General features: G+C 37.6%; 20 protein-coding genes and 1 pseudogene. 18 read left to right on the top strand and 3 right to left on the bottom strand.

What is annotated here, in order from left to right; all coding sequences use genetic code 11:
• The first annotated feature begins 226 nt into the window (after positions 1–226).
• The 17 genes and pseudogenes from ACLLO5_RS26885 (at position 227) to ACLLO5_RS26805 (ending at position 23698) form a co-directional block, all read left to right on the top strand.
• Entirely contained in the window at positions 227–949 is a 723-nt protein-coding gene (locus ACLLO5_RS26885; RefSeq protein ID WP_413176231.1) for a hypothetical protein, read from the top strand.
• 119 nt (positions 950–1068) lie between these two features.
• Complete coding sequence (locus ACLLO5_RS26880) at positions 1069–2664, top strand: hypothetical protein (protein ID WP_413176230.1); 1596 nt, start codon at positions 1069–1071, stop codon at positions 2662–2664.
• Positions 2665–3106: 442 nt separating this feature from the next.
• Positions 3107–3823: a hypothetical protein gene (locus ACLLO5_RS26875; RefSeq protein ID WP_413176229.1), complete on the top strand. Its 717-nt coding sequence runs from the start codon at positions 3107–3109 to the stop codon at positions 3821–3823.
• 201 nt (positions 3824–4024) lie between these two features.
• Positions 4025–4372, top strand: coding sequence for a hypothetical protein (locus ACLLO5_RS26870; protein WP_413176228.1), 348 nt, complete (start codon positions 4025–4027; stop codon positions 4370–4372).
• A gap of 4 nt (positions 4373–4376) precedes the next feature.
• Positions 4377–4718, top strand: coding sequence for a hypothetical protein (locus ACLLO5_RS26865; protein ID WP_413176227.1), 342 nt, complete (start codon positions 4377–4379; stop codon positions 4716–4718).
• Positions 4719–5000: 282 nt separating this feature from the next.
• Positions 5001–8105 carry an ATP-binding protein gene (locus ACLLO5_RS26860; protein WP_413176226.1) on the top strand — a complete coding sequence of 1035 codons (3105 nt, stop codon included), beginning with the start codon at positions 5001–5003 and terminating at the stop codon, positions 8103–8105.
• 3 nt (positions 8106–8108) lie between these two features.
• A complete protein-coding gene (locus ACLLO5_RS26855; protein WP_217385627.1) occupies positions 8109–8612 on the top strand; it encodes a hypothetical protein in 504 nt (167 codons plus the stop codon).
• A 39-nt stretch (positions 8613–8651) separates the two neighbouring features.
• A pseudogene (locus tag ACLLO5_RS26850) lies at positions 8652–8951 on the top strand (type II toxin-antitoxin system HigB family toxin).
• A complete protein-coding gene (locus ACLLO5_RS26845; RefSeq protein WP_413176225.1) occupies positions 8935–9336 on the top strand; it encodes a helix-turn-helix domain-containing protein in 402 nt (133 codons plus the stop codon). Before ACLLO5_RS26850 ends, ACLLO5_RS26845 begins: the two are co-directional and overlap by 17 nt.
• Before the next feature lie 111 nt (positions 9337–9447).
• Positions 9448–10071, top strand: coding sequence for a hypothetical protein (locus ACLLO5_RS26840; protein ID WP_413176224.1), 624 nt, complete (start codon positions 9448–9450; stop codon positions 10069–10071).
• A gap of 62 nt (positions 10072–10133) precedes the next feature.
• Positions 10134–13070: a DUF1156 domain-containing protein gene (locus tag ACLLO5_RS26835; protein ID WP_413176223.1), complete on the top strand. Its 2937-nt coding sequence runs from the start codon at positions 10134–10136 to the stop codon at positions 13068–13070.
• Between the two features lie 384 nt (positions 13071–13454).
• Complete coding sequence (locus ACLLO5_RS26830; protein ID WP_413176222.1) at positions 13455–13721, top strand: UPF0175 family protein; 267 nt, start codon at positions 13455–13457, stop codon at positions 13719–13721.
• Positions 13718–14200: a DUF3368 domain-containing protein gene (locus ACLLO5_RS26825; protein ID WP_413176221.1), complete on the top strand. Its 483-nt coding sequence runs from the start codon at positions 13718–13720 to the stop codon at positions 14198–14200. Before ACLLO5_RS26830 ends, ACLLO5_RS26825 begins: the two co-directional genes overlap by 4 nt.
• A 251-nt stretch (positions 14201–14451) precedes the next feature.
• On the top strand, positions 14452–18252 hold the full coding sequence (locus ACLLO5_RS26820) for a helicase-related protein (RefSeq protein ID WP_413176338.1): 3801 nt from the start codon (positions 14452–14454) through the stop codon (positions 18250–18252).
• Complete coding sequence (locus tag ACLLO5_RS26815; RefSeq protein ID WP_413176337.1) at positions 18236–21802, top strand: AAA domain-containing protein; 3567 nt, start codon at positions 18236–18238, stop codon at positions 21800–21802. Before ACLLO5_RS26820 ends, ACLLO5_RS26815 begins: the two co-directional genes overlap by 17 nt.
• A 21-nt stretch (positions 21803–21823) precedes the next feature.
• Positions 21824–23353 (top strand): phospholipase D-like domain-containing protein, encoded by a 1530-nt coding sequence (locus ACLLO5_RS26810; protein ID WP_413176336.1) that lies wholly within the window; start codon positions 21824–21826, stop codon positions 23351–23353.
• Positions 23354–23443: 90 nt separating this feature from the next.
• On the top strand, positions 23444–23698 hold the full coding sequence (locus tag ACLLO5_RS26805; protein ID WP_413176335.1) for a DUF4351 domain-containing protein: 255 nt from the start codon (positions 23444–23446) through the stop codon (positions 23696–23698).
• Positions 23699–23751: 53 nt separating this feature from the next.
• Here ACLLO5_RS26805 and ACLLO5_RS26800 read toward each other — a convergent pair whose 3' ends face one another.
• Entirely contained in the window at positions 23752–23883 is a 132-nt protein-coding gene (locus ACLLO5_RS26800) for a hypothetical protein (protein WP_413176334.1), read from the bottom strand.
• A gap of 52 nt (positions 23884–23935) precedes the next feature.
• Complete coding sequence (locus ACLLO5_RS26795) at positions 23936–24901, bottom strand: tyrosine-type recombinase/integrase (RefSeq protein WP_413176333.1); 966 nt, start codon at positions 24899–24901, stop codon at positions 23936–23938.
• A gap of 253 nt (positions 24902–25154) precedes the next feature.
• On the opposite strand from ACLLO5_RS26795, the gene ACLLO5_RS26790 reads away from it, so the two are divergent.
• On the top strand, positions 25155–25709 hold the full coding sequence (locus ACLLO5_RS26790; RefSeq protein WP_413176340.1) for a hypothetical protein: 555 nt from the start codon (positions 25155–25157) through the stop codon (positions 25707–25709).
• A 131-nt stretch (positions 25710–25840) separates the two neighbouring features.
• Here the strand turns inward: ACLLO5_RS26790 and ACLLO5_RS26785 are convergent, their stop codons facing one another.
• Complete coding sequence (locus ACLLO5_RS26785; protein WP_413176332.1) at positions 25841–26593, bottom strand: DNA-binding response regulator; 753 nt, start codon at positions 26591–26593, stop codon at positions 25841–25843.
• Positions 26594–26674: the final 81 nt, after the last annotated feature.

The following is a 26674-nucleotide window of genomic DNA, read 5'->3' as shown; positions in this document are numbered from 1 at the left end:
ATGGGAAAGAATTATCAATTGATAATTGACAATTGTTTACAGCACTTTGCTCAACTGTTTGGTACAAAATGAAATCGTATAACCCCTGCTGCATAAACCTTTTGGACATTTAAGTGTGGCACTTTAACAAGAAAACTGCTGTAATTCCAAAAATGTGAAATCTGGCAACAAAAGTTTACAATCTTTGTATTTTAGTATTTTACCCAGCAATTAAACTGAGATAGCTATGCAAATCAAACGATTACAATCTCCGCTATTACCGGAATCCAAAAATTTATTAGCTATTTGTTTCTTGTGTTTAACAGCATTCAATGGTTTAATTTTATTATTGACATTGTTTACTGCTTTTAAAGTCAATAAAATTGCTGAACGCAAAACTACCTTTGCTCAGTTAGTAAATGGTCAAACTATCTATATCTCGGAACAAGAACGCAATTGGCGTTATCCAGCAGTAATTCAAAAAGTTGTTAGTGATTGGACAACGCTAACATTTAATTGGGATAACAAATTGGTAATAACTGAAGAAACAGATCCAGGTATTCAAGTTGGTAAAAAACGCATTCCTACTAATACTTGGTTTGCTTCTCTACTATTAGAATCGAAATTTGCTCAAGCTTCTTTACCAAAGATTGCTGAATTAGTTCCAACGAGTGTTTTTACAGGTCAACTTCGTAGTACAACAATTATTTCCTATTTATCAGAACCAAGAGCAATTAGATTAGGAGAATGGGAAATAGATATGATTGCTACTCGTGTTTTAGTTGACCGTTCTACTGGTAGAGATGAACGTATTCCTTTTAATCGGACATTTACTGTTCAAGCAGTAGAAATTCCCCGTTCTCCACTCGGAAAAGATGCTTCTTTAATAGAACAGAAAATTTATGAAATGCGTTCTTCGGGGTTGCAAATTACTAAAATGGTTGATTTTAATCCTCAACAACGTCGTTAATTAGTAAGCAATCAGCTATCAGCAGTCAGCTAATAACAAGAATAACAAATATTCATCTAAAGGTTTGTGTGAACTTAATCAAAATTAATTAAACCGTTGATAAGTAAAAAAGTAAAATCATGGAAAATACAAATCAGAATCAAGAATTTAATTCCCACAATGGTAATTCTGCCAATTATTCCTTAGAATCTAATACTAATAACGGTCATCATCGTTTGACTCAAAACATTGTAGAAGAGGAAGAAAATATTAGTCCTGAAGAGGAACAAATGCTGGCAGGGTATAACCCTAATGCAACTGGGCTTATTTCTCAAGAATATCGCTTGAAACAGGATGAAGAAAAAGCAATAGAGCGACCTTTAACAGAAAAACCAGGTGTCCGTCTCGTTTTTGTAGTTGGTTTGGTAGGAATGGTTATTGGTTCTGGTTCATTGCTTTGGTTTGGATTTTTACAACCTAAACCTCCTGCTAAACAAGCTGTGAAAACTGCTAATCCTACTCCCAGCAGTGAACCAAATTTAGATGAATCTGCTGAACTCAAAAGCAGATTAGCATTTCAAGATCAACAGCAACAACTTCAAGTAGAACCAGTTCCCACTACCTCTCCTAGTCAAACATCACAACCAAAACCGACACCATCAGTTCGGACAGTACAGCAGACTGTTTCACCGCGCAGGACTGCTGTCAGAGTTGCTGAACCTCCACCTGTTGTTAGAAGGTATTCTTCCGCACCTGTAAGTTATACACCTCCACAAACAATTCAGCCATCAGTAGAAAAACCTGAAAGTCTTGCTGATGCTTTACAGCAATGGAATCAATTAGCCAGTTTGGGACAGTCACAAATTAGTAACTCAACAGACTCAACTCAACAAAAACTGACATCAAGTAATCCAGCTACTAAAACCTTAAAACCAGGTACACCCGCCCTCGAAGAAACTGAACTAGAAACAGTTTTGATTGGTTCTAAAAGCGTTGATAGTCAAACTGATTTAACACCTGGTATGATGGGTATTCTCAACCGTACTCCTGTTGATTTAATCAATGCCAATACAAGCAACAATAAGGATGTAGCATTGGGTACATCTGCATCTGCTAAAGTGATCATGCCGATGATTTGGGATGAAGCTGGTAAAAATGCTAATGACCGCTTTGCTGTGGAGTTAACTAAACCTCTCAAAGCTACAGATGGTAAGGTTGCGTTTCCTGCTGGTACTGTTGTGGTTGCTAAAACTACATCTGTAAGTAAGAGTAACTTGGTTTCCGCTACTGCGATCGCATTGGTTTATCCTAATTCCCAAGGTACAGTTAAACAGGAAACAATACCAGCGAATACTCTATTAATTCGCGGTGGAAATAAGCGTCCATTACTTGCTCAAAAACTGCATGATGCAGGGTCAGATATTGCCAAACAAGATTTATTGGTGGGATTACTCAGTAGTTTGGGAAGAGTGGGCAGTATCGTTAATCAACCCCGCACTCAATCTAGCACTGTTGTTTCTGGTGGTAATTTTAATCAAAGTACGGTTACTACTAATGCTGACCCGCAGATATGGGCTGCTGCATTGGAGGGATTTTTTAGTCCGGTAAGTCAGCGTTTATCGAGACGTTCTGACCAAGCTGTTCAGGAATTGCTGCAACGTCCTAATATTCAGTATCTACCTGAAGGTACGGAGGTTTCAGTTGTTGTTAATAATTTTTTGAAAGTTGAAAGGTAAGCATTCAGCTATCGGTAATCAGTAGTCAGCCTATAATTGTAAAAACAAAAATTTAGCACATTAATTGCGAGCATCCTAATTTTGAAAAATAACCGCAGCAACACCAAAAAATCTCTGAAACTCTCTTACCTTTGTGTCCTTTGCGCTCTTTGCGGTAATGCCTCCGGCTCCCGTTAGGGATACAATCATATCAGGCTCTTGGAGAATTTTATGTAATAAAAAAAATCAATTTATACATTTGGGATGCTCCCCCTTAATTGAGATAATTTACACTCTGTGCTTTGGTTTTCATTCTTTGTATTTTAGTTAGCATTGAAATCTTTTAGCAGAGCGTGCTGTATTACTTCTGCTTAGTCAATCTATAGCCATTTCCTGATAGCTAACGACTGAAGACTTACATTTTAGATAAATCAAAATTTTTAATTCAAAATCTCAAATAGATATGAAATTATTTGCTATAAAAATCATTGCCAGTAGTGTATTATTGTTTGGCGGAATAGTGCCTGTTGTCCAAGCACAAACTCCTGCTTATCGCTTGATTGAAAGGGATATAGCTGTTAACAATAAAATTCAAGTTAAAGTCACTCCTGGACGTGCTACACCTATCAGTTTTAGTCAAACGGATGAAACTATTGCTTACATTTTACTAGCAGATCCTTCACGACTGGTCTACACTACAGATACAGATTTAAATAGTGGAAAAGCTACAACCATTTTTTTAAGAGTAATCAAAACTTTGAAGTTTCCCCAATCTACCTCTACTACTATTACTAATTTACTGGTGCAAACTGTAGATTCTCAAGGACAAAAGCGACTTTACAATTTTGATATCATTCCCCATCGGGGAAAACCTGGTTATGTTGGTATTCAAATTGCAAAAGCAATTCCTGGACAACAGAAATTATTAATAGATAAAAATCGCACTGCTACAGTTGATGATATTGAAAATGGGCTAAGAATTGCTATTAATCGTGGTTATACTCAGAAAAATGATCCTGTTGTTTCTAAAGTGCGGCAGGTTTTAGCATTGTTACGCACTAACAAAGTTACTATTTCTGAGGCTGCTAAATCTGTTGATGTGCCACTGGCTGTAATTTTGGAGTTAGGGAAAGTTGCAATTAATCAGCGTGATTGTAAATTGCTTTTGAATGGTTGTTAAATGCAACAACTGTTGACAATTTCTAGTCCAGATTAATAAAATACTTGAACTTACGTGACTATCGTTAATTTTCATATTTTGAACCCTATTTTTTATTTTTATAAATTGTTCGGACATTTTTGCTTGACTAAACCGGTCAATGGAAATTTTGGATGCTAAAATCAGAGAACAAGTAACTGCAATTATTATGGAGTTTTTAGTATGATTAACTTAACTTATAAACAAGAAACCTTTATTAAAGATGCTATTTATATCAAGTTAAATAATCTAAATACTCACTTAACACAAATTCAGTCCTTATCACAAGATACTGGTAATAATGAAATAGTTAAAAGTTTGATTAGAGAGACAATGTATTTTATTGAATGGATTACCCCAGATGTAGAATTTGACCATGCTTTTGAGTTAGCTAATTTAGGAAGATTTCTGAGTCGCTGGTTGTTTAGTGTTGAAGGCTGGAATAACACAGACATCAAAAATCAATTTATTCAGGAACTTGTCACTTGGAATGACTGTATATTAGAAATGTCAAAATTACGAGATGCTTAACATTATGACTCAACCACCATTACCACAACCAAAATTAGAACCCAGTGGAATTACATTTGACCAATATGCAGAGTTCACGCCCCAAAAACTAGAATTGAGTAACGGATACATGGGATACGGTGGACAAGACCAGCTTGGGTTTCATTTAGCAGTGCTTACCAATATGGGGTTATTAAAAGCAGCCAAGCACACCAATTTAGCATTATGGGTAGAAGCCCTGAACTTTGTAGTGAGAGAAAAACTAGCAAAAGTTGATGCAGAACCAGAAGTAGCAGAAGCAATGTTAAATAGATTCAATCAGGCAATGTTAGACCTAGAAGCTGTGATAGATTATTTGGGTGAATAGCCTAGTTTTTCGATTTTCCTCTAAGAAAATTTCGCCAACAGTATCAGTGCCGGAAGCGATCGCCCTCTCAACAAATGAGATGTGAACAAAACCCATGCCCTATGCTATGAAGCCCAGCCTTCACGAGTGAGTTTATGATTCAAATCGGATTAGTATTTCTACAAAATCAATTAAAAAGCTAGTATTTTCCCTGTAATTGCGATTATCTTAGTATTATAAAGCTCAAGCGGATAAGCAGTAAGCAATTTTCGTCACACCAAAAGACCAAGGAAAATCAGATACATGAAAACCTTATTTGAAATCTGTACCCCCCGTGCTGACATATTAAAAGGAAATATTCGTGAATCTGATTTTGCCGCCGACTTAGCTCAAGTCATCAATGGTACAGCACCTCCAGAATATGCCAAGCCTGACCTGTTCTTTGATAACACCCATCCCACCCAAGGATTAAAAACATTATTAAAAACCGTGTGTCAACGGCTGCAAGGAAACGGTGGTTCTGCCGTCTTGCGTTTGGATACTCAATACGGTGGTGGAAAAACCCACAGTCTTATTGCCCTTACCCACGCCGCCCAGGGGATGCAAGGTGTAAGCAATGTCCAAGAATTTATAGATCCGGCACTTGTCCCCACAGTCAAAGTTAGACTGGCCTCCTTTGATGGCGAAAATGCAGATCCACTAAATGGCAGACCTTTGGGCAATGACTTACGGGCTTATACACCTTGGGGAGAACTGGCTTATGGACTAGCTGGAGTAGCAGGTTATGAAAAAGTTCGTCAAAGTGACATTGAAAAGGTTGCACCAGGGGCAGCTACCATACAAGAATTATTTGGCAACGAGCCAGTTTTAATCCTATTAGACGAATTATCTATATATTTACGCAAAATTAAAGGTAGACCAGAGCAAGACCAACTGACACCATTTCTCACCTCTTTATTTAAAGCTGTTAGTTCCTCAGAAAAAGCTTGTGTAGTCTTTACCCTAGCAGTTGGTAAAGAAGGGAAAGCCACAGATGCCTATTCTCAGGAAAATGAATTTGTAGCCAAAAGATTAGATGAATTTGTCGCTGAAAAATTAGACGAATCTACCAAAGTCGCAGGAAGACTAGCTACACTCCTTAACCCCACCACAGAACAAGAAACAGTCCAAGTATTACGCCGTCGCTTATTTGCCCACATAGACCAGAGTGCAGTACAAGAGGTAGTTAATACTTATAAACAATTGTGGATTACCCATCGTAGCTACCTACCCACGGAACGGATAAATGCAGATAGGGAAACAGATTTTCAAAATGGCTTTCCTTTTCATCCTGCATTAATGGACTTACTCACTGATAAACTTTCCACCTTGAGTACCTTCCAGCGTGTGCGGGGAATGTTGAGATTATTAACGCGCACAATAGCCCATCTTTGGCAAGAACAACCCGCCAATACCTACGCTATTCATTTACATCATGTCAACCCCGGTTATAATCCCATTCGGGATGAAATTAACACTCGTTTGGAACTAGGGAGATTTGACCCCGTAATTCAAAATGACGTAGCCGCAACTACAGGAGGAGTTTCCTTAGCAGAACAGTTAGATGCTAAATGGTATGCAGGTTTAGCACCCTACGCTTCTTGTCTTGCCCGGAGTATTCTTTGGCATACCTTTGCATTTAATGAAAATTTACAGGGAATAGATGACATAAATTTACGCTATAGCATTTTAGCCCCTGGTATGGATGTGGGTTTTATCAATGATGCCCGCCAAAAGTTTATTGCTGAATCTGCTTATTTAGACGATCGCCCCACAGCCCCGTTACGATTTTTAACAGAAGTCAACCTCACTGTTTTAATTAACCGCCAGAAAAAGCAAGTAGACACCAACGCGGCCAGAACCGAATTACAAGACCGAATTCGGGAAATTTTTAAAGGCAATACCTTTAATTTGATTCCCTTTGCTGGAGGTGCTTATGATGTCGCAGATGACGTGGGAGATGGCAGACCCAACTTAGTTTTAATTAGCTACGATGCAGAAACAGTTCGCAATGAAGCCGTCACCGTACCACAGTTAGTCGAAAATATTTACACTACCCAAGGTTCTCAAGGTAAATACCGTGATTTAAAGAATAACTTAGTGTTTTTGGTTGCTGACGATGCCAGCCGTGATGAAATGAAAGAAAAGATGGTGTATCGCTTGGCATTAGAAGCGATGAAAACACCAGACAATTTGGCACAATTACCAGAACACCAGCAGGATAAAGTTAAAGAACTTCATCAAAAATCAGAACAAGAATTAGCAATTATCATTCAACAATGCTATCGCCACTTATTTTATCCATCTAAAAATCGTTTAGATAATGCCAATGTGGACTTAGCCCACATAGTTTTTGATTTACCCGCAGCGTCCCAGCGTCCGGGGAATGGACAGCAGGAAGTTAATAAAGCACTACAGGACGCGCAGAAATTACTTACTGCTAATAGTGAACCATCAGCCCCTAATTATGTCAGAGACAATACACCCTTAAAAAAAGGACAAATCAGCACTGCGGGGTTAAGAGGTGAATTTCGCAAAGACCCCCGCTTTCCCATCATGTTAAGTGATGATACTTTTATTAAAATGGTGCGTAAGGGCATACAAGAAGGAATTTATATTTATCAAAGTGGGGATTTACTGTTAGGACAAGGCGACCCCTACGCGGACATAAAAATTGATGAACAGTCAATTATTTTTACAATGGCCTATGCCAAAGAACATGGTATTTGGCCACGTCGTCCCGTCACCCCAACAGATAACCAAAATCCAGATGGAAGCTCCTACGGAAACAGTGGAAGCGGTGATAGTGGTGCTACTGGAACAACTAAAGCAGGGGAAACAGGGGGAGGTTATGCTTCGGGGACAGACTCCACTGATACAGGTACAGACGGCGGTGATACCCCACCTACTCCACCAGCTACACCCCGTCAGCGAGTATTTAAAGCCGAAGCCCCTTTGCGTGAAGCCTTAACCAAAATCTGGGAAGATGCTAAAGGCGCAAAAATCAAAAAAATTAGCCTACTGAGTTTAAGAATTTTTGACAGTAATGATGGTTTTAAGCTACTGGCAGCCATTAACAATGCCACCAATGCCGAAAAACAGGTGAAGCTGACAGCAGCCTATGAAACTAAAAATGGCAGTAGTTTCAGCATGGAATTTACTGGACAGGTGAATGATGTCCAAGCAATTAAAGAATTTTTACAACCCCAACTGCGGGCAGCTTCTGAGACAGATGTAGAGATAACTTTAAATTTAACCTATCCTAATGGTTTAGACCTTAATGGAGATGAGCCAGAAAAGATGACGGAAAAGTTAGCTAGATTTGCTACGGGTGCTGCTTTTGTCGAAGCTTATGCAGAGGCGGGTTAAACAATGACTATTTCTATTTCTCCCCTAATTCAATTAGCAAATCACCATGATAATTTACCCAATAATTTGAGCAAACCTCACTACCAGCTACAAGTTGAAAAACTCCCAGGTAGTGATTTATCTTTAGAAATTTGGCAGTTACCAGCCCCAGCTACACCCCATCTCAAACATCCCCGGCGAATTGCTGGACTAAAAGGCAGAAATTTAGCTTTAATTGAAAATCGTTTATTGCGACAGTTAAAACTGATAAATATTGATTTACCAAATATGCAAAGGGGGAAAAAAAAGGAATTTGAAATTGATGAAGAAAATGCTTTGAGAATGGGTTTAATGTTTCGGGTATTAGCACCAATGCGAAACCGAGAAAATATGTGTTGTTGTGCGGAGGGAGTTGAAGCTATGGGTAAGGAGGAAGCTGCTTATTGGTTGGGAATGGCTATGCACCGGAAAAATCCCAGACGGGTATTAATGGCTTTGCGGTGTTTATTAACTGACCCGAATAGATAATAAAAATTATAGAATTGCCTTACTTTGTTATCAGGGACGATGCACGTTATTAGTTTTAGAATCTTAAGAGAGTATGCAGAAAACCATGCAGATTGTCAGGAAGCCCTGAATAATTGGTATAAGGTGGCTGTAAAAGCCAAATAGTCAAATTTAGTGGAAGTACAGCAGGTTTTCCCGAAAGCAGAAGCCGTTAGTAATTTTACTGTTTTCAATATTAAGGGGAATAAATATCGCTTGATTGTTAGTATAGATTATGAAGGGCAGTTAATTTATATTAAGTATATCCTCACTCACGCGGAATATGATAAGGAGAACTGGAAAAATGACCCTTACTTTTAATCGGGAAAAATACAAGGAATTATTAACAGCTTATCTTCCCAAGTTGATAAAAACTGAAGCGGAAAATGAGCAAGCTTTAGGAATTGTGGAAGATTTAATGCACCGGAAACGTACACCGGAAGAAGATGAATTATATCAGTTATTAATTACTTTAATTGAAAAATTTGAACAAGAAAATTATCAACCTAATCAGCAAAATCATCCTCTATCTATGTTATTATTTTTATTGGAAGAATCTGAAAGAAGTCGAGATGATTTAGTAGCAGTTTTAGGGAATGAAGATATAGTTAATAATATTGTCAATGGACAAGAAAAGATAAATGCAGAACAAGCCCGAAAATTAGGAGAGTTTTTTCATGTAGAACCGAGTTTATTTACGGAATAATAATTAATTGAATAAAATTATCAAATTAGTAATAAAGAGAATATTGCTTTAGTCTCTAGTTGTAAATTACCGATTTTTTTGTTTGTAAATTGTAAAATAAATGGAGTTTACATGATTGATATAATTCATCATAAAATTTATTTCAAGATAGCGAAACAAAAACTAGAATTAGCTTTGTCGTGTGAAAAATCAGTCAGAAGCTGGATTATAGACCGCAATCGCAATGAGTGGGTTAAACAAGATTCAATTGACCATGCTTATTATGAATTTCTAGAAAATGCTATAACTTCCATTATTTTTTCTGGATTAACTGTTGAATCTTTCATAAATTATTATGGAACGACTAGACTTTCAAAAAATAAATTTAATACTTATTTGGATAAATTAGATTTATTATCTAAATGGATTGTTGTTCCAAAATTTATTACAGGACAAGAAATTAGTACCGATTCTCAAGCTCTTGAGTTACTAAAAAAATTAGTAAGTAGCAGAAACAAACTGATTCACTATAAATCTTCACAAACTGACCCACGAGAATTTTATAATAACTTTAAAACTTTTGAACCAACAGATTCAAATAATCGTCTTCCTTGGGTTAAAGATGCTGAAATAGGTGTAAAAGCAATATATGAATTATTCAATGAAATCAGAAAAATTGATACTAGCATTACAAAAGAAGAAATTGAATGGAGCGAAGAATCAAACCATTGGTTTGAATTATTTTCAATAATTTAAATAATTATTGAAAATAAAGCTTATTGAGGCTGTATTATAGTATTAATTTAAGGTATAAAATTATGACTAAAAGATTAATTGAAGAATGGCTACCTGTAGCAGCACTTGGCGAAGAAAGCGTTAGAGAAAGACGCTCAATGACAGCTTTACCACCTATTTATTATCTTCATGTTTGGTGGGCTAGACGGCCTTTGGTAGCTTCACGGGCTGCGGTTTTAGCTTCTTTATTACCTGCGGATACTGATAAACAGAAATTCTTGCACGTTTTAGGTATTCATGGCGACCCAGTAGCAACTAGAAAGAAAATTGAAAAGGCTAAAAAGACAGGCGAAAATTTAGGAACTAATATTTATGGTTATGATAGAGCTTTTTCTTATATTCCTACAGATGAGGATAAAGAATGGTTAAAATATGAAACTAATAGAATTGGTTTAGAAAATCCCAGTGTTTTAGATCCAACTTCTGGTGGTGGTAGCATCCCTTTTGAGTCAATTCGTCTTGGTTTTGATACTATTGCTAATGATATTAATCCCGTTGCATCTATTATTCTTAAACAAACGTTAGAAGCTCCAATGCAACATGGAGTTAAAGTATTAGAAGAATATAATCGTATTTCTCAAGAATTTATTAAAAAAGCATATCCAAAATATCAAGGAATTTTCCCTGCTGAACCAAATAATAATAGAGTAGATGGTTATCTTTACGCTCGCACTATACGCTGTCCATATTGTGAGGGAATTATCCCACTTTCTCCTAACTGGAAACTTGCACCAGATGGTACGGGAGTAAGATTAAAACCTGATGTAAATAAACGGATTTGTGAATTTGAAATTGTTAGTAAAGCTAAAGATCAATCACCTGGAACAGTAACCAGAGGTGATGCTCAATGTCCCTATCCTGATTGTAATCGAGTTGTTTCAATTGATGCCATAAAAGCTCAGGCTGAAGTGGGAGAAATGGGTGAACAGTTATTTGCTGTTGTTTATAAAGAAAGAATAGTTACCACAACTAAAACAGGAAAAACTAAAGAAAAATGGCAGAGAGGATATCGCGCACCTTTACACAGTGATGATAATTCAACAGAAATAAGAGCAAGATTAGAAGAAAAATTAATTGACTGGCAAGCGTTAGATATTATTCCTAGCGAGAATGTTCCTTATGGATTTGAAACTCGTGATGCTTACCTATATGGATTCAATGCTTGGTGTGATTTCTTTTCTCCTCGTCAAGTTATTTGTCATGGAACAAGTGTAGAGGTATTTCGAGAATTATTAGAGGAAGAAGAATCTAACGGAACATTAGAAGACGCTACAAAAGCAGCATTTATTTATTTAAGTTTTGCTATTAGTAAATTATTAAATTGGAATGCCAGATTAAGTAGTTGGAATGTAGAAGCAGAAAGAATGCGCTCAGTATTTGATCGTCATGACTTCGCCTTCAAATGGTCTTATGCTGAAATGTCTCTTTTGATTACTGGACTTGGTTATGATTGGGCAATTGAACAAACCGGAAAATGTATTAAAGAGCTAATTGAATTAAGCCGTCCTGATATTGATACCAAAAAAGCCAGCAATAAAAGCGAACAACTCAATTTATTAAATTCGTTAAATTCCTCCTCTTTTACCCCTCCTAATATTACCATTATCAACGAATCAGGAGATAACCTTTCTCACTTAAAAGATAACAGTATAGATGCAGTTGTCTTTGACCCTCCCTACTATGACAACGTAATGTATGCAGAATTAAGTGATTTCTTTTATGTCTGGCTGAAACGTACAGCCGGATATATTTATCCAGAATTTTTCACCCGTCAACTTACAGATAAAGAAAACGAAGCAGTAGCAAACCCGGCTAAATTCCCAGGTGAAAAAGGTGCAAAAGCACTAGCAACAAAAGACTATCAAGAACGCATGGCCAGCATTTTTAAAGAATGTCGCCGTGTTCTCAAAGAAGATGGTATTCTCACCTTAATGTTCACTCACAAAGCCCAAGGTGCTTGGGATGCTTTAGCCAGTGGTTTATTAGAAGCTGGCTTTACCATTACCGCTTCTTGGCCTATCAACACAGAAGCAGAAGGTAGCTTACATATTAAAGATAAAGCCGCCGCTAAAAGTACCATCTTCCTTGTTTGTCGTCCCCGTATAACCAAAGCGGAAGCAGATACAGTTTATTGGGAAGATGTAGAAAAAGACGTTGCCAAAGCCGTCAGAAAACGAGTCAAAGAATTCCAAGATTACGGCATCAAAGGCGTTGATTTATATCTATCCTGCTTTGGACCAGCCTTACAAGAATTATCCCAACATTGGCCACTCACTCGCGGTACACCCAAAACCCCACCGCAGACTAAAAAAAGAAGCAAACAAACCAGCCTATTCGATGAATTTGACCCCTACGCAGTCAGCCCAGAAGATGCCTTAGATGCAGCCAGAAGAGAAGTAAAACAATGGCGCATGGAACAACTTTTAGGCACAAAACGCCAAAGTAATTTAGACTCTATTACCGAGTGGTTTGTATTAGCTTGGGATGCCTTTGAAGCCCCCCGCTTCCCCTACGATGAAGCATTGCGGTTAGCCAGAGTAGTCGGTGTAGACTTAGACCGGGAAATTGTCGGTAACTTAGCCCAAAAACAAACCAGCGATTTAGTTTTATTAGACAGTAGCCAACGTGCTGCTAAAGGTTGGTTAGGTTCTCCAGATGGTAGCCGTGCCATGATAGATGCCTTACATCACGCCGCTAACCGCGCCCGTAGCAATGGCTTAGAAGCTGGTATCAAACTTTTAGAAAGTAACCAAGTTGAGAAAAATCCTGATTTTCAAATCGCATTGTCGGCAGTGTTAGAAGTATTACCAGTTTCCGGCACTTATACGGGAATTACAGAAGAAGAAGGAGACGTTGCCGAAGCAGCCAAAGATTTTGATGTTTTAGAAAGTCTACGACGGTTGGCATTTAGTGAAAAAGTACCCCAACCCAAGCAGTTAGAATTGTGGTTGAATGTTTAAGTAGTTAAATGTTTAATTAGTTGAATGTTTAATTTTAACTGGGTATTTCATCCATCAAAAAAGGGCAGAAATACCCATGTTGCAGATTTTTTAGGGTTAAAACCCTATTCATAGGTGTCAACTTAACCAAAAAATGACTTATCTGTTAGCTTCCACACCCGCCAGAGAATAAATTCTCTGTCTCATAGCTAAAGTCCGTTAAAACGGACTGGTTAATTTTCCTAGTGTTTAGTCATCTTGAGATGACTTTCGCTATTAGCAAGGAACTTGAGTTCCTTGCAGAATATGAGTTTTACGTTAAGTTGACACCAATGAACCCTATTCCCTGCCTATACTATAAATAACTACATCAAAAAACAGACTAACAATAATTAAGGTATTGATATGCAAATTACCATCGAACTTCCAGAAGATATTGGCAACCAGTTACAACAAAACTGGCAAAATTTACCTCAGAAAATTTTAGAAGCCATAGCATTAGAAGCCTATAGAAGTGGGATAATGACTACTGCACAAATTCAAGAATTACTCAAATTTTCTTCCCGTTGGGAAACAGAACAGTTCCTTAAACAATATCATGCTTATCTTGATTATACAGAAGAGGATTTAGAACAAGATATCCAAACTATAAATCAGGTTTTATCTAAATGATCATTATTGCAGATACTTCGCCAATTTGTTATTTAGTTCTCATTGGAGAAATTGAACTTCTCCCCCAATTATTTGGAAAAATTTTAATTCCCACATCTGTTTATATAGAACTAACTGCAAAAGGTTCACCCCCAGAAGTACAAACTTGGATAAATACACCACCAACATGGTTAGAAATTCGCTCAGTTACCATGTTAGATGACCCCCAGTTAAAGCATCTTCATCCTGGTGAAAAAGAGGCTATTCTCTTAGCAGAACAATTACAGGCTGATTTAATTATTTTGGATGAAAAAGCTGCTCGTAAAGCAGCACAACAAAAGAAATTAAAAGTAACTGGGTTATTGGGGATTTTAGATGTAGCAGCTAGTCAAAATTTAGTGGACATTCCCTCAGCAATTCTAGCTTTACAAAAAACTAACTTTCGGGCAGCATCTAAATTATTGACATCTTTGTTAAATCGTCATCAAATCTCAGATTAATTAGATAGGTATGATAAAAAATATCTATAGCAGATTGCAGAAAAATGAGGTATAAAATCTAAAAAATCTAAATTAAAACCTACACTGTTTCCTACTCTAATGAAGTACAAAATCATCTGCGTTTATCTGCGTTCAATTATTAATGCTTGTACCTCACTTGAATGGAAATTGATATATATACCAAGCCAGTTTTACTCCTGACTCCTGACTCCTGACTTTTGACTCTGCTGTATGTTTATTCTTGTTTAAAAATGAGCTTACTTACAGATTATACCTGGGCGACTAAATACGACTCAGACACCCTGAGTTTAATTAAACAATTCTATGTACCAGCCCTCAATTGTGCAGTCCGCTATGACCGTTCCACAGGCTATTTTTCTGCCCGTATTCTCACCTTAGCAGCCATAGGAATTGAAAGTTTAATCCGTAATCATGGAGTCATGCGGTTAATTATTGGCTGTACTCTGAGAGAAGAAGAAACAGAAGCCATCTCCAGAGGTGAAAAACTCAAAGATGTAGTAGAAAATTCCCTAGTAAATTTACCCTTAATTCCTGATGATATAGCAGAAGCAGATGCTTTAGAATTACTCTCATGGATGATAGCTAAAAATTACTTAGAAGTAAAATTAGCCCTTCCCTGTTCTCCCCAACGTCAACCAATTCCCGTCCAAGGTATTTTTCATGAAAAAGCCGGAATTATTCAAGATAAAGCCGGAAATAGATTAGCATTTAATGGTAGCGTCAATGAAACAGCTAGAGGTTGGACAGGTAACTGGGAAAGTTTTCATGTTTTTACAGACTGGGGTGGAACAAGAACCTATGTAGATGATGAAGAAATAGGCTTTACTAAACTCTGGAATAATCAAGCTAAACGCTGTCTTATTGTTGATGTTCCTACAGCAGTTAGAGACAAGCTACTTACTTTTTTACCAGCCAACGACCAAAAACCAAGACGCTTAGAAATAACACCAGAAGTAGACAATCATCCTCAGATTAATATACCATTAATTGATACCCAAAATCCAAACTTAGAAAATAATCATCAAAATCTTCCCAATGTAAATACTCCTTCTCCTCAAAATTCAACAGATAATCAAAATACCGAGGACTTAAATAATCATCCTCATCAAGATTTAATAGATAATCAAAATACCAAAGAATCAAATAATTATCCCCATCAAGATTTAATAGATAGTCAGAATCCAGAGAACTTAAATGATCCTTCTCATCAAGAAGATTTAATAGATAGTCAAAATACCAAAGAATCAAATAATCATCCTTCTCAAGATTTAATAGATAATCAAAATACCAAAGAATTAAATAATCATCCTCATCAAGATTCAACAGATAGTCAAAATCCAGAGGAATCAAATAATCATCCTCACCAAGATTTAATAGATAGTCAAAATCTAGAGGACTTAAACAATCCTTCTCATCAAGATTTAATAGATAGTCAAAATCTAGAGGACTTAAACAATCCTTCTCATCAAGATTTAATAGATAGTCAAAATCTAGAGGACTTAAATAATCCTTCTCATCAAAATTCAACAGATAATCAAAATCCTGGTGAAATTAATCATCCTCATCAAGATTTAACAGATAATCAAAACCCAGAGGAATTAAATAATAATTCTCTGCCACAAGAAACAGAAATTAATAATAACACACCGCTAGATTTACAAGAACAATTTAAACAAATTTGGCGCATGATTCAAACTGGGGCAGCCACCCCAGGAGCAGGAGATTATATTGGTGTAGCCACCTGTGCTATTACTCCCTATCCTCACCAAATTAGTGCCTTCCAACGCCTTTATTTTAACTGGCCTCCCAAACTTCTCATCGCTGATGAAGTTGGTTTAGGTAAAACCATTCAAGCTGGATTATTAATTCGTCAAGCATGGTTAGCAGGTAAAGCCAAACGGATTCTTATCCTTGCCCCCAAAGCAGTTCTTACCCAATGGCAAATAGAATTAAGAGAAAAATTTAACCTCAATGTTCCTATTTATGACGGTAAAAAATTAATTTGGTATGATTGCCCAGCCTTGAAAGTATTAGGTGAACCAATTATTAAACCCGTCAGTCGTCAAGAATGGCATCAAGAACCCATTGTGATTACTTCTAGCCACTTAATGCGGAGAACAGATAGAGCCAAAGAATTAATTAATGCAGCAGAACCTTATGACTTAATCTTCTTAGATGAAGCCCATCATGCCCGCCGTCAAGGGGTGAGTGGTAATCAACCGAAAGGGGCAAATCAATTACTACGTTTAATGCAGCAGTTAAAGCTAAAAACCCAAGGATTAGTATTATTAACTGCCACTCCCATGCAAGTAAGCCCCATAGAAGTTTGGGACTTACTAAATTTATTAGGACTACCACAACTATGGGATGTAAGCAACTTTAAATATTTCTTTGATTATGCCAGTACAGCCAACCCCAGCCATGATCAATTGGAATTTATGGCGCGGTTATTTCGGGCTGTAGAAGCAGAATTTGGGGAAACATCCCTGGAAACTGCCAAAAAATTTGTTACTGGTGGCAGTAAATTAGCCACCAAAAAGATATTACAAGCCCTCAGAGATGAAGCCACCTTACCGAGAAAACAACTCAACAGTGATAAACGACGGGCAGCAATTTCAATTATGCGTTCTAATACTCCCGTTAATCGTTTAATTTCTCGTCATACCCGTGAATTACTACGTCGCTACTATGAAGCCGGAAAAATTAGTAGTCGCATTGCTACTCGCCATGTTGAAGATGAATTTGTTTCTTTAACTCTTGCAGAAAGAAATGTTTATGAAGCAGTGGAAGATTATATTTCTAGCACCTATGATAATGCCTCCCAAGCTGATAAAAATGCTGTGGGCTTTGTGATGACAATTTATCGTCGGCGTTTAGCTAGTAGTTTCGCAGCTTTAGAACGTACTCTCAGCCAGCGAGTTACCAACCTCAAAAATCGTAACTTCTCCCAACTAGAACTGAATGAAGAAGATATTTCTGATGACGAAACTGCCGACGAAACAATGGATACAGAAGAAGCTAATGAATTAGAACAAGAAGCATTACAAGCAGAAGAAGTGCAAGAATTAGAATTTTTATTAAAACAAGTTCAGAAATTACCAACAGATAGTAAAGCCCAAAAATTGCGCCAGAAACTGCAAGAAATCAGACAACAAGAATATCCCCAGGTGATTGTGTTTACTCAATACACAGACACAATGGACTTTCTGCGTCAGTATTTAATGGCCACCAAAGAATATAAAGTGATTTGTTTTTCAGGACGTGGGGGAGAATTAGCTGTCAGTAATGACAGTTGGCGAGTTATTTCCAGAGATGAAACTAAGCGGATATTTCGGGAAGGTAAAGCCGATATTCTTCTCTGCACAGATGCCGCCGCCGAAGGGTTAAACTTTCAATTCTGTGGAGCATTAATTAACTATGATATGCCTTGGAATCCCATGCGAGTTGAACAACGCATTGGGAGAATTGACAGGTTAGGACAGGTCTATGAAAATATTAAAATTATTAACTTGCACTATGAAGATACTGTGGAAGCAGATGTTTATTTAGCATTAAGAGAAAGGATTAGTTTGTTCTCTCAATATGTAGGTAAACTCCAACCAATTTTAGCTACATTACCTAGAAGTATTGCTGCTGCTGCTTTATCCAGTCGTTCTCAAAAAGAACAACAACGAGCTACTATTGTCAGTGAATTGGATAACAGTATTCTTCAGGCACAAGCAGATGGTTTTGATTTGGATGCCATAACAGATGCAGATTTAGAAGAACCACCACGTCCAGAACCACTGTATGATTTAAAAACCTTAGACCAATTACTACAAAATCCTGCTTTACTACCACCAGGAATTGATGTGGAACTAATGCAGGATGGGGAATATAAATTTTCTATGCCGGGAATGAGGGAAACTTTGCGTGTTACTACCAAGGCTGATTATTTTGAACAGCATCCAGGTAGTACGGAGTTATGGTCTCCTGGTAGTCCCTTGTTTCCTGTGGTGGATGGGTTAGGGACAAATGAAGCATCAAATTGATATCGGGGTGGAGAGCGATGATGGGTTTTCACCGAGACACGGAGGTAAGGGCTATGTTACAAATAAAAAAAGCTCTACAGATTTAAAAGTTATGCCGCCAGTTCGCTTGATCAACGATCGCTATGCTCTATCTCCTCAACCGCGCTCTGGTGGAATGGCTGATGTCTATAGAGCAAGAGATTATGAACAAGAAGAACGACTTGTGGCGGTGAAAGTATTTAAACATGGGCAGCTTGAAGGCGATATTTTAGAAGAGTCTTTCAGACGTGAAACCCAAGCACTCAAAGAATTAAAGCATCAAGGAATCGTAGAACTTCTTGACTCAGGCAAGGATGAAACTACAGGCGAGTATTTCCTGGTTTTGGAGTGGATGGAGCAAGATTTGGCAAAATTGTTGAAAGAATCTCCCTTAGACGAATGGGATTCTTTTTGGCAAAAAGTGGGTTTTCCTATATTACAAGCTCTGGCTTTCTCTCACAATCGCAACTACAGCCATCGAGATATCAAGCCCAATAATATATTAATTAGTAGTGACGGTAAACCAAAACTTGCTGACTTTGGCATATCTAAGCTCAGAAGCTACTTTCAACCTAGCGTTACTCTCAGGGAGTTTGTATCTCGTCCCTTCACACCACCGGAACCTGATGATGGCACTTATCCTTACACCAGGGATGTCTTCAGCTTTGGCGTACTGATACTAAAGTGCTTAACAAAGGTAGAGATTAACGATTATGATGCCATACTTCAAGGGGTGGCTGCATTTAATGCACCACCTGAAATTATCGAAGTCATAGAACGTGCTGTTTCCTTAGATCCAGCAGAACGCCAACACAATGCAGAAGTGCTACTGACAGAACTGAAGGGTATCCAAGAAAAGCGATCGCAAATCCTGTCAACTAAAAAACGTGCTTGTTATCTGACATTAACTCGAAACGCCTTGAGAAATCTTAATAACGAACTTCAAACATCAGAAGCGGAAATTCAAAAAATTATTCTAGAGGATTTGAATACAGCTTGTGGCATCAGCCGTTACCGTAACCGTAATTTCAACTCTCCTGAAGAAGAATTTCGAGAAGGACACTATTCTATTTTTGGGGTTAATTATAAATATCATGTAGCGGTAGGACAAGAATACCTTGATATTATTAATGCCAATACTTTCTCTAGTGCCTTGCTAGAAAGAAATCGAGAGCAAGCTTGGATTCCTCCCTACGAATTTAAGTTTGGTAGACCAATCTTCATATCTGAAGCCGTAGACGTTATTACAGACATAGAGAATGCAGTTGAAGAACACGAAGCTAACCTGCGACAAACAAAATTAGAAGCAGAAAAACAAAGATTATTCAAAACTTGGTTTAATATTCTCCAAGCTAAAGCTGAGTGGGAAAGAAGCCGAGAACAGCCAATTAAATATACCGACTTTACTCGTGATGGCAAGCATATTATCTTTGAAATCTCAGAACTTCCAGATAAGGATATAGCAGGACAACCCCGCCATATCATTCGCAAAAATGGATTTAGTATTTTAGGAGGAGATGTTGTCGAAGTTGTTCAAAAAGCCAGTGAGCAATTAATTCTCTATGTAAAACATGGACAGCCAGACAGACTACCAAAATCAGGCGAGCTAGTTTTTGATATTCGTGCTACTGAAACCGCATTAAATCGCCAAAAATACGCCCTAGATGCAATTAGATTCGACCGTGCAGTTCGGTCTGATATGCGTCAATTATTTGTTAATCCTCAAGAAGTCAATCCCCCTAGAATATGTGAAAATATACAGTTTTTTCAATCTCTCAATGAATCACAAAAAGAGGTTGTAGAAGCAGCATTAACAACGGAAGACTTTCTTCTAGTTCAAGGTCCACCAGGTACAGGAAAGACAACTTTTATTACAGAAATAATTATTCAAACTCTTAAACAAAACCCGGAAGCCAGAATCCTGTTGAGTTCACAAACTCATGTAGCATTGGATAATGCACTAGAACGGATTCAAGACAAAAACCTTAACTTAAAATTGTTGCGGCTTGGTAATCATGAACAGGTTTCAGAAAACATTCACTCTCTGTTGTTGGAAGAACAAATGGAGAAATGGAGAGAACAGGCTGTAACTACCAGTAAGAAATTTATTACTAATTGGTCTACTAAAAGAGGTGTTTCGCCGCAAGAATTAGAAAAAGCGATTTTATTTCAAGACCTAAAAGCTATAGTCACAAAGCTCAATGAATTAAAAACCGAAGCAACAACTCGCAAACAAGAATTATATGAAATTTACCCCATAGACTATGACATAGACAATCCCAAATTACCAGCTAAACAGAAAATTCCCAAAGATAAAAGAGATGAATTTCAGCGTCTTACAAGTGAACTTGAAGAACTGCGTGAAGAACAGAAACAAGCACGAGAGCAACATAAAGCCAAAGCCCAGCGTCTCCAAGAACTCACAGGAATTGCTAAAGAGGAATTATTAAAACTCAACGCTAATCAACTAGAAGCAAAGAGCAATCAGTTGATTGACCCTCATGCTCCAGATGCTAAAATGTTACAACAACTAATTAGTATTCAAGCCGAGTGGTTTGACTGTTTTGGTCGTAATGAAAATTTTAATGATCCACTGATCAAACGTTCTGCTGTAGTAGCAGGAACTTGTATTGGCATTTCTAAATACATTCAGGACATAGAATTTGACCTTTGCATTATTGATGAGGCATCAAAGGCTACAGCAACAGAAGTATTAGTCCCGATGTCGAGAACTCGGCGATGGATACTTGTGGGTGATACGAAACAACTTCCACCCTTCCAAGATGAAGTCAGCCGCAATGCAGAGTTTTTAGAAAAATATGATTTAACTGAAGATGACATCCGAGAAACTTTATTTGACAGACTGCTAAGAACACTCCCTGACAGTTGTTGTAAGATGCTAAAAATTCAGCATCGGATGGTTGAGCCAATTGGTAATCTAATCAGTGAGTGCTTTTATCAAGGTGAACTGAGAAGTGCCAGAAAAGATATAGATGCAAATTTGGCTAAAGTTTTACCACAACCAGTAACTTGGTTGACAACTTCTAATCTGCCAAATTATCAAGAGCAACGTGCTAATTCCAGTTATAACAATAGCTGTGAAGCTAGAACTATTATTAATCTGCTTCGCCAAATTAATACAATGGCAGAAGCAGCAGAAAAAACCTATAGTGTGGCAGTATTAAGTGGTTATTCAGCACAATTAAAATTGCTGAATCGCGGAATTAATACAGAATTAAATAATTGGAAAAGATTAACCATTAGGTGCGCTACAGTTGACGCATTTCAAGGAAGTGAAGCTGATATAGCTGTATACTCTATCACTCGTTCAAACAAAAAAGGGGAAATAGGTTTTCTTAGAGATGAAGCACGACTAAATGTTGCTTTATCTAGAGGCAGAGTTGGCTTGGTGATTGTGGGAGATCATCATTTTTGTCGGAGTTCAAAAAATAATCCTTTGTACCAAGTCTTAGATTACATTGAACGCCATCCTGAAAGTTGTAGCTTAATGGAAGCGATGAATGGTAAGTAAATAAAATAGGTAAACAAAATTATGAATTTAGACAATTTTATCTCTCTCTCAGCCAATGAACTGCTGCGTTACAATAGAACAGGTTTCGATTTAGTAGCCTGTAAAGAGGTAGGTTTACCAGTTTATAAAGTAACTATCGAAGCTTTAATACAATTACGTAAACCAATACCTCCAATAGAGGAATTTGTATTAAAGGCTCTTGATGCTGGGCTTAATTCAGAAGAAGATATTAGTGCTTTCCTTGGTATAGAAAAGCAAATTTTAAAGGATGCAATGGTCAATTTAAGAATGAGTGAAAATATTGACCTTATAGCTCCTGATGATTCTCGGTTACAAGTTTGGAAATTGACGAAAAAGGGTATTACAACTCTCCAAGAAGCTAAAATTATTGTTCCAGAAGAGCGTACATTTGATATAGATTTTGATGGATTATTACGATATCCACACTGGTATGGCAGCAATTCATACTTTTTAAAACACAAGGATTTACGAGAGCAAGAAATTCTAGAGATTGATCCGTTTCCAAATAAACCTCCAGAATTATCTGATATCAAACTTAAAGACGTAGATAGAATTATTCGTCAAATTGAAGGAGCTAGTAAAGCCCGATATAAAGAAGAGAAAGACTTACTAGCATTAAAAGCAATTGAAAAAAGGCAGAGATTTTTTGAAAAAGCTTTGGCTCTTATATATAAAGCTAAAGATAGTGATGATGTTCAGGTGGCATTTTTAATTGATGATGTAATTTCCAGTGAACATGAAGCAGCTTTTGCTCGTTCTAATGGAATTAAAAAACTTCGCATTGTCGAAACTCTAAAAGAAAGCTCCCCTAGAAAATTAGCTGAAGAAGTTTTAGGAAGTGATTTTGTTAATCAAGCTCGACTAGAAGAAATTGATTCTATTAAGTCGGAAGTTTCTACTAAGCAAGCAAAAATTGTAGCTGAAATAGAAAAAGTTGAAAGTAACCTTGAACAAACTGAAAATGAAGATGAAAAAGTTATTTTGGAGCAGCAACTTCAATCTGCACAAAAACAAATTGAAGAACTTCGGACACAGCTGAATTCGCTCCTAGCTACAGTTCCCATGCGTTGGTTAGATATGTCAGAACACCGTCCGCTTCTGGAACAAGCTCTCCGTGATACTCAAGAATGTTTAATGATTATCTCACCCTGGATTCGAGCTAGTTCTGTAAATAAATGGTTTCTTGCAGATTTTGAAAATCTCCTGAAGCGGGGAGTGCAAGTTTATATTGGGTATGGTTTGGGAGAAGACGATAAAGATAAAAAGTACAAAGAAGATATCCAAGCCGAGAAGAAAATACAACAATTAGCCATTGAGTACGGAAAGAATTTCCAGCTAAAGCGTTTGGGAGATACCCATGCGAAAATTCTTATTTCTGATAGGAAATTTGCTGTTACTACAAGTTTTAACTGGCTATCTTTCCGAGGCGCGAGCGATCGCACATTCCGTGATGAACGGGGAACACTTGTATCCGAACCAAAGAAGATTAGTGAACTATTCGACACCTATAGAAAGCGATTTGATGAGTAAAAGAGTTGATTGTATCGTATCAGGGGTTTACCCAAAGAATTGCAACGAGGATTAGTAACTAAAATCAAACATTGGGAGGAGGAAAAGAAAATGCTATTCATTAGTCCCACAGAAGAACTGGCAATGGAACGGGGTGAACAAAAAGGAATACAACAGGGAATACAACGAGAACAACAACTCATTATCCGACTATTAAATCGGCGCGTTGGCGAAATTGAATCATCATTAATTGACACAATTCGCACCCTAACAATTGACCAATTAGAATCACTAGGTGAAGCACTCCTGGATTTTTCCACTGTCACTGATTTAGAACAATGGTTACAAAATAAACCAGAATCATAAAACCAAACCCCCCACTTTTCATTAACTACTGTGGAGTAATATTACAGCAATTTTCAGTAGGGACGGGGGATGATAAGGAAAAACAAATTAGTTGAGCGATCGCACGCAATATTGGGTATAGCAACGATTGATGAAAAATCCCGCCATTTGGTGTGAAAAGCTTCCAATGCAAGCTTTTCACTCATATAAGGTGTAGCGAACTGCGGTTATTTCGTAAATGTTCCCAATAAATATAATTCAAACCAAATCTTCCAATAAAGCAGTAATTTTCCCCTGGGCTTTAGTGCGGTTATCATCATAAATCATTAAAGTATTCAGATTGGCATGACGGCTTAACTTCTGCACACTCCTGACATCTCCACCACTAGCATCCAAAGCCGCCGTCACCGATGAATGTCTAATTTTATGGGGGCTGACCACTTTAGAAATCCCCGCCACACTAGCAATCTTTACCACAATTTTGCGAATACCATCCCCCGTCAGCCGATGTCCGTAGTGAGGCCGCAGAGAAATAAACAACGGTTGCTTGATATCTAATTCCTTCCTTGTCCACAACCAATCTTGCAAAGCATCACAAGTTTTAGGATGCAAATCAACATTTTCCTTCTGAGTTCCCTTACCCTTACCCAAAATACTCAAAGTCCGTAATTCTAAATCCAAATCCTCAATATTACAGTGAGAAACTTCCTCCCGTCGCAGAGCATTAGCCCACAATAACCGCAGCAGTGCATAATCCCGTTTACCTTTAATAGTTTCCCGGTCTGGTATCGACAGCATTTTTCTAAAAGATTCAGGAGTAATACCCGAAGTATCTCGGTAAGGTTGAATTTTTTCACTCTTGATATCAGCTAACGTCCAATCACACTTACCCACCTTATAGGCATAGTTAACTAACGCCTTAATTGCAGCCAAGCGGCGGTTAACAGTAGCTTCCTTCAAACCCAAATCAACCAACTCTGCCTTGTAGCGCAAAACCAGCGTTACAGCCGAGTACCTATCCATTTGCAGAAATTGTCCCACCAAAGCGGGAGTTGGTTGTTGACCGCACACAGACAGGAAAAATTTATTTAAATCTTTAGCGTATTCATGACGGGTATTTTTATTACGCTTGCCCACCAACAATTCTGCCAACAAATCGCGTTCAGCGGTAATGGCAAAGGGGTTCACCTTAGCGAGTGAATTTGACTCTTGGGGTGGCTGCATACAATTATCGAAAATGAGTCTTTTCGATAATTACTTTAGCATTGATCTGCACCACCTGACCTACCAGCCAGTTTCCCCTTGATAGCCACCGAGGTATGTGCAGAAGTCGAGAGCGGGCATCTTCCCGCTAGGTTTATACAAATTAAATACACAACAGCTTCAACTTAGTACAGCAGAAAAATTTGTGTTGGCAAAATACAAGCAAAGAAATTTACCATTTCCGTTACAATATTCGATATCAAGCACAGATATCATGACTATCAAGAAAACCCCGCCCAGCGAGATGATCCGCGTGCCAATTGTACTAATTTCTGTAGTACGGCAACTATCAAAAATCCACCGCGAAGGACACACAACGGCGTTACTGGAAGCATTACAGGAAGTGATAGCACAGTTTGATAGCAGTGTGGAATTACCAGTTACCGAGTTACAGCAGGTAGAAAATAAACTAGAATCACTCTCTACTCACCTTTCTCAACAAGATGAACTCTTAGCAAGTAAATTAGAAATCATTGGTAAACATTTAGAAAAGATTGAGCGATCGCTTGCTTCTGGCAGATACAGTGGTGGTAACTCTAGACAACGGCGTTCAGCGTATCCATACCAATATCAGCAACCAGTAGAAATCAATTCTTTTGCACCGGAGAACTTAGCCATGCGGTTAGGGGTGACACAACAGAGTTTAATGAATGAATGGGAAACCAAAAGCGAAAAGGAATTTATTAGCTGGTCTAGGAATCGTGACCCCAGTAGTTTAGGATGGAAATTTCAGGTTAGTGATGGGTTGTTTTATCCGGTGAGGCAATAGTAAATAATATTAATTTAATTGGCTTTTATGTTTTTTAATCTACGGCTGACGGCTGAATACTTACGAATGATTATTGCTTGTCATTGGCAAGTCATTTGATATCATGCTTGCCAAGATTACAAAGATTAAGTTTACCAAAAATCATCTTCAACAGGGTCTGAACCAATCATAAAATCAAAATTACCTTCACCCCTGCTTTTCTTCAATGTTTCCATAATTTTTGTGGGGTTATCGTGGGGACCATTGACATAGAATGGTTTCCCGTTACGACCACATTCAATACGTATTGTTCCATCCCATTCTCCAATGTGCGCTCGTGATTTTTCAAAGTCTTTGTGTGGTTGAAATCCTAAGCTATCTGCATATTCACAAGCACTAAATATCATCCCTTGGGCAACTTCAAGGGGAATCTCTTGCGGTTTTCCGGGAAAGAGATCAAATAATGCTGCTACAGCTTCTTTAAACTTTATTGTATCTACTGTACGTGGTGGCATGGCATCTTTAACACCCAAGCACCATACATCTAAAAGGTAACTACAAAAAGTGATTTTATTGTATCGAGATTCCCTGGCAATAACTACTAATCCTAAACCACTATTAATATCATTTTTCTTTACGGGTATGATTTTTGTCAACAGATTTTTGAGGCTGTTGTCTGCTGGGATTGTTGATAACAATTGGACAAGATTCTCACTTGCTAAACACTGATATATAGGGTCTAATTCTCCTGAAGCTAATCTATCCGATATCGTTTGTTCTACTTGATTTTTAATCACTGCATTGACTTCTGATACTTTGACACCTAGTTTTCGAGCTATTTGTTTAGAAGTTAAATTCAATGCCCGTAAATTCAGGATTTCTTGTTGTTGTATTGCTGTTATCATAAATTACTATCCTCTACAAAAAACCTATGTAAAAATATTAAACCTAAACTTGGGTACATAAACCGCTATTACCAAAAAAAT

The sequence above is a fragment of the Anabaena azotica SJ-1 genome (genome assembly GCF_047275885.1).
Classification (GTDB): Bacteria; Cyanobacteriota; Cyanobacteriia; order Cyanobacteriales; family Nostocaceae; genus Trichormus_B; species Trichormus_B azotica_A.
The sequence above is the reverse complement of the archived record's forward strand: the minus strand, read 5'-3'. Positions and strand labels throughout refer to the sequence as shown.

Excerpts from the sequence above, each read along its gene's own strand:
- ACLLO5_RS26885 (WP_413176231.1), top strand. The coding sequence starts at position 227 with ATGCAAATCAAACGATTACAATCTCCGCTATTACCGGAATCCAAAAAT.
- ACLLO5_RS26880 (WP_413176230.1), top strand. The coding sequence starts at position 1,069 with ATGGAAAATACAAATCAGAATCAAGAATTTAATTCCCACAATGGTAAT.
- ACLLO5_RS26875 (WP_413176229.1), top strand. The coding sequence starts at position 3,107 with ATGAAATTATTTGCTATAAAAATCATTGCCAGTAGTGTATTATTGTTT.
- ACLLO5_RS26870 (WP_413176228.1), top strand. The coding sequence starts at position 4,025 with ATGATTAACTTAACTTATAAACAAGAAACCTTTATTAAAGATGCTATT.
- ACLLO5_RS26865 (WP_413176227.1), top strand. The coding sequence starts at position 4,377 with ATGACTCAACCACCATTACCACAACCAAAATTAGAACCCAGTGGAATT.
- ACLLO5_RS26860 (WP_413176226.1), top strand. The coding sequence starts at position 5,001 with ATGAAAACCTTATTTGAAATCTGTACCCCCCGTGCTGACATATTAAAA.
- ACLLO5_RS26855 (WP_217385627.1), top strand. The coding sequence starts at position 8,109 with ATGACTATTTCTATTTCTCCCCTAATTCAATTAGCAAATCACCATGAT.
- ACLLO5_RS26845 (WP_413176225.1), top strand. The coding sequence starts at position 8,935 with ATGACCCTTACTTTTAATCGGGAAAAATACAAGGAATTATTAACAGCT.
- ACLLO5_RS26840 (WP_413176224.1), top strand. The coding sequence starts at position 9,448 with ATGATTGATATAATTCATCATAAAATTTATTTCAAGATAGCGAAACAA.
- ACLLO5_RS26835 (WP_413176223.1), top strand. The coding sequence starts at position 10,134 with ATGACTAAAAGATTAATTGAAGAATGGCTACCTGTAGCAGCACTTGGC.
- ACLLO5_RS26830 (WP_413176222.1), top strand. The coding sequence starts at position 13,455 with ATGCAAATTACCATCGAACTTCCAGAAGATATTGGCAACCAGTTACAA.
- ACLLO5_RS26825 (WP_413176221.1), top strand. The coding sequence starts at position 13,718 with ATGATCATTATTGCAGATACTTCGCCAATTTGTTATTTAGTTCTCATT.
- ACLLO5_RS26820 (WP_413176338.1), top strand. The coding sequence starts at position 14,452 with ATGAGCTTACTTACAGATTATACCTGGGCGACTAAATACGACTCAGAC.
- ACLLO5_RS26815 (WP_413176337.1), top strand. The coding sequence starts at position 18,236 with ATGAAGCATCAAATTGATATCGGGGTGGAGAGCGATGATGGGTTTTCA.
- ACLLO5_RS26810 (WP_413176336.1), top strand. The coding sequence starts at position 21,824 with ATGAATTTAGACAATTTTATCTCTCTCTCAGCCAATGAACTGCTGCGT.
- ACLLO5_RS26805 (WP_413176335.1), top strand. The coding sequence starts at position 23,444 with ATGCTATTCATTAGTCCCACAGAAGAACTGGCAATGGAACGGGGTGAA.
- ACLLO5_RS26800 (WP_413176334.1), bottom strand. The coding sequence starts at position 23,883 with ATGAGTGAAAAGCTTGCATTGGAAGCTTTTCACACCAAATGGCGGGAT.
- ACLLO5_RS26795 (WP_413176333.1), bottom strand. The coding sequence starts at position 24,901 with ATGCAGCCACCCCAAGAGTCAAATTCACTCGCTAAGGTGAACCCCTTT.
- ACLLO5_RS26790 (WP_413176340.1), top strand. The coding sequence starts at position 25,155 with ATGACTATCAAGAAAACCCCGCCCAGCGAGATGATCCGCGTGCCAATT.
- ACLLO5_RS26785 (WP_413176332.1), bottom strand. The coding sequence starts at position 26,593 with ATGATAACAGCAATACAACAACAAGAAATCCTGAATTTACGGGCATTG.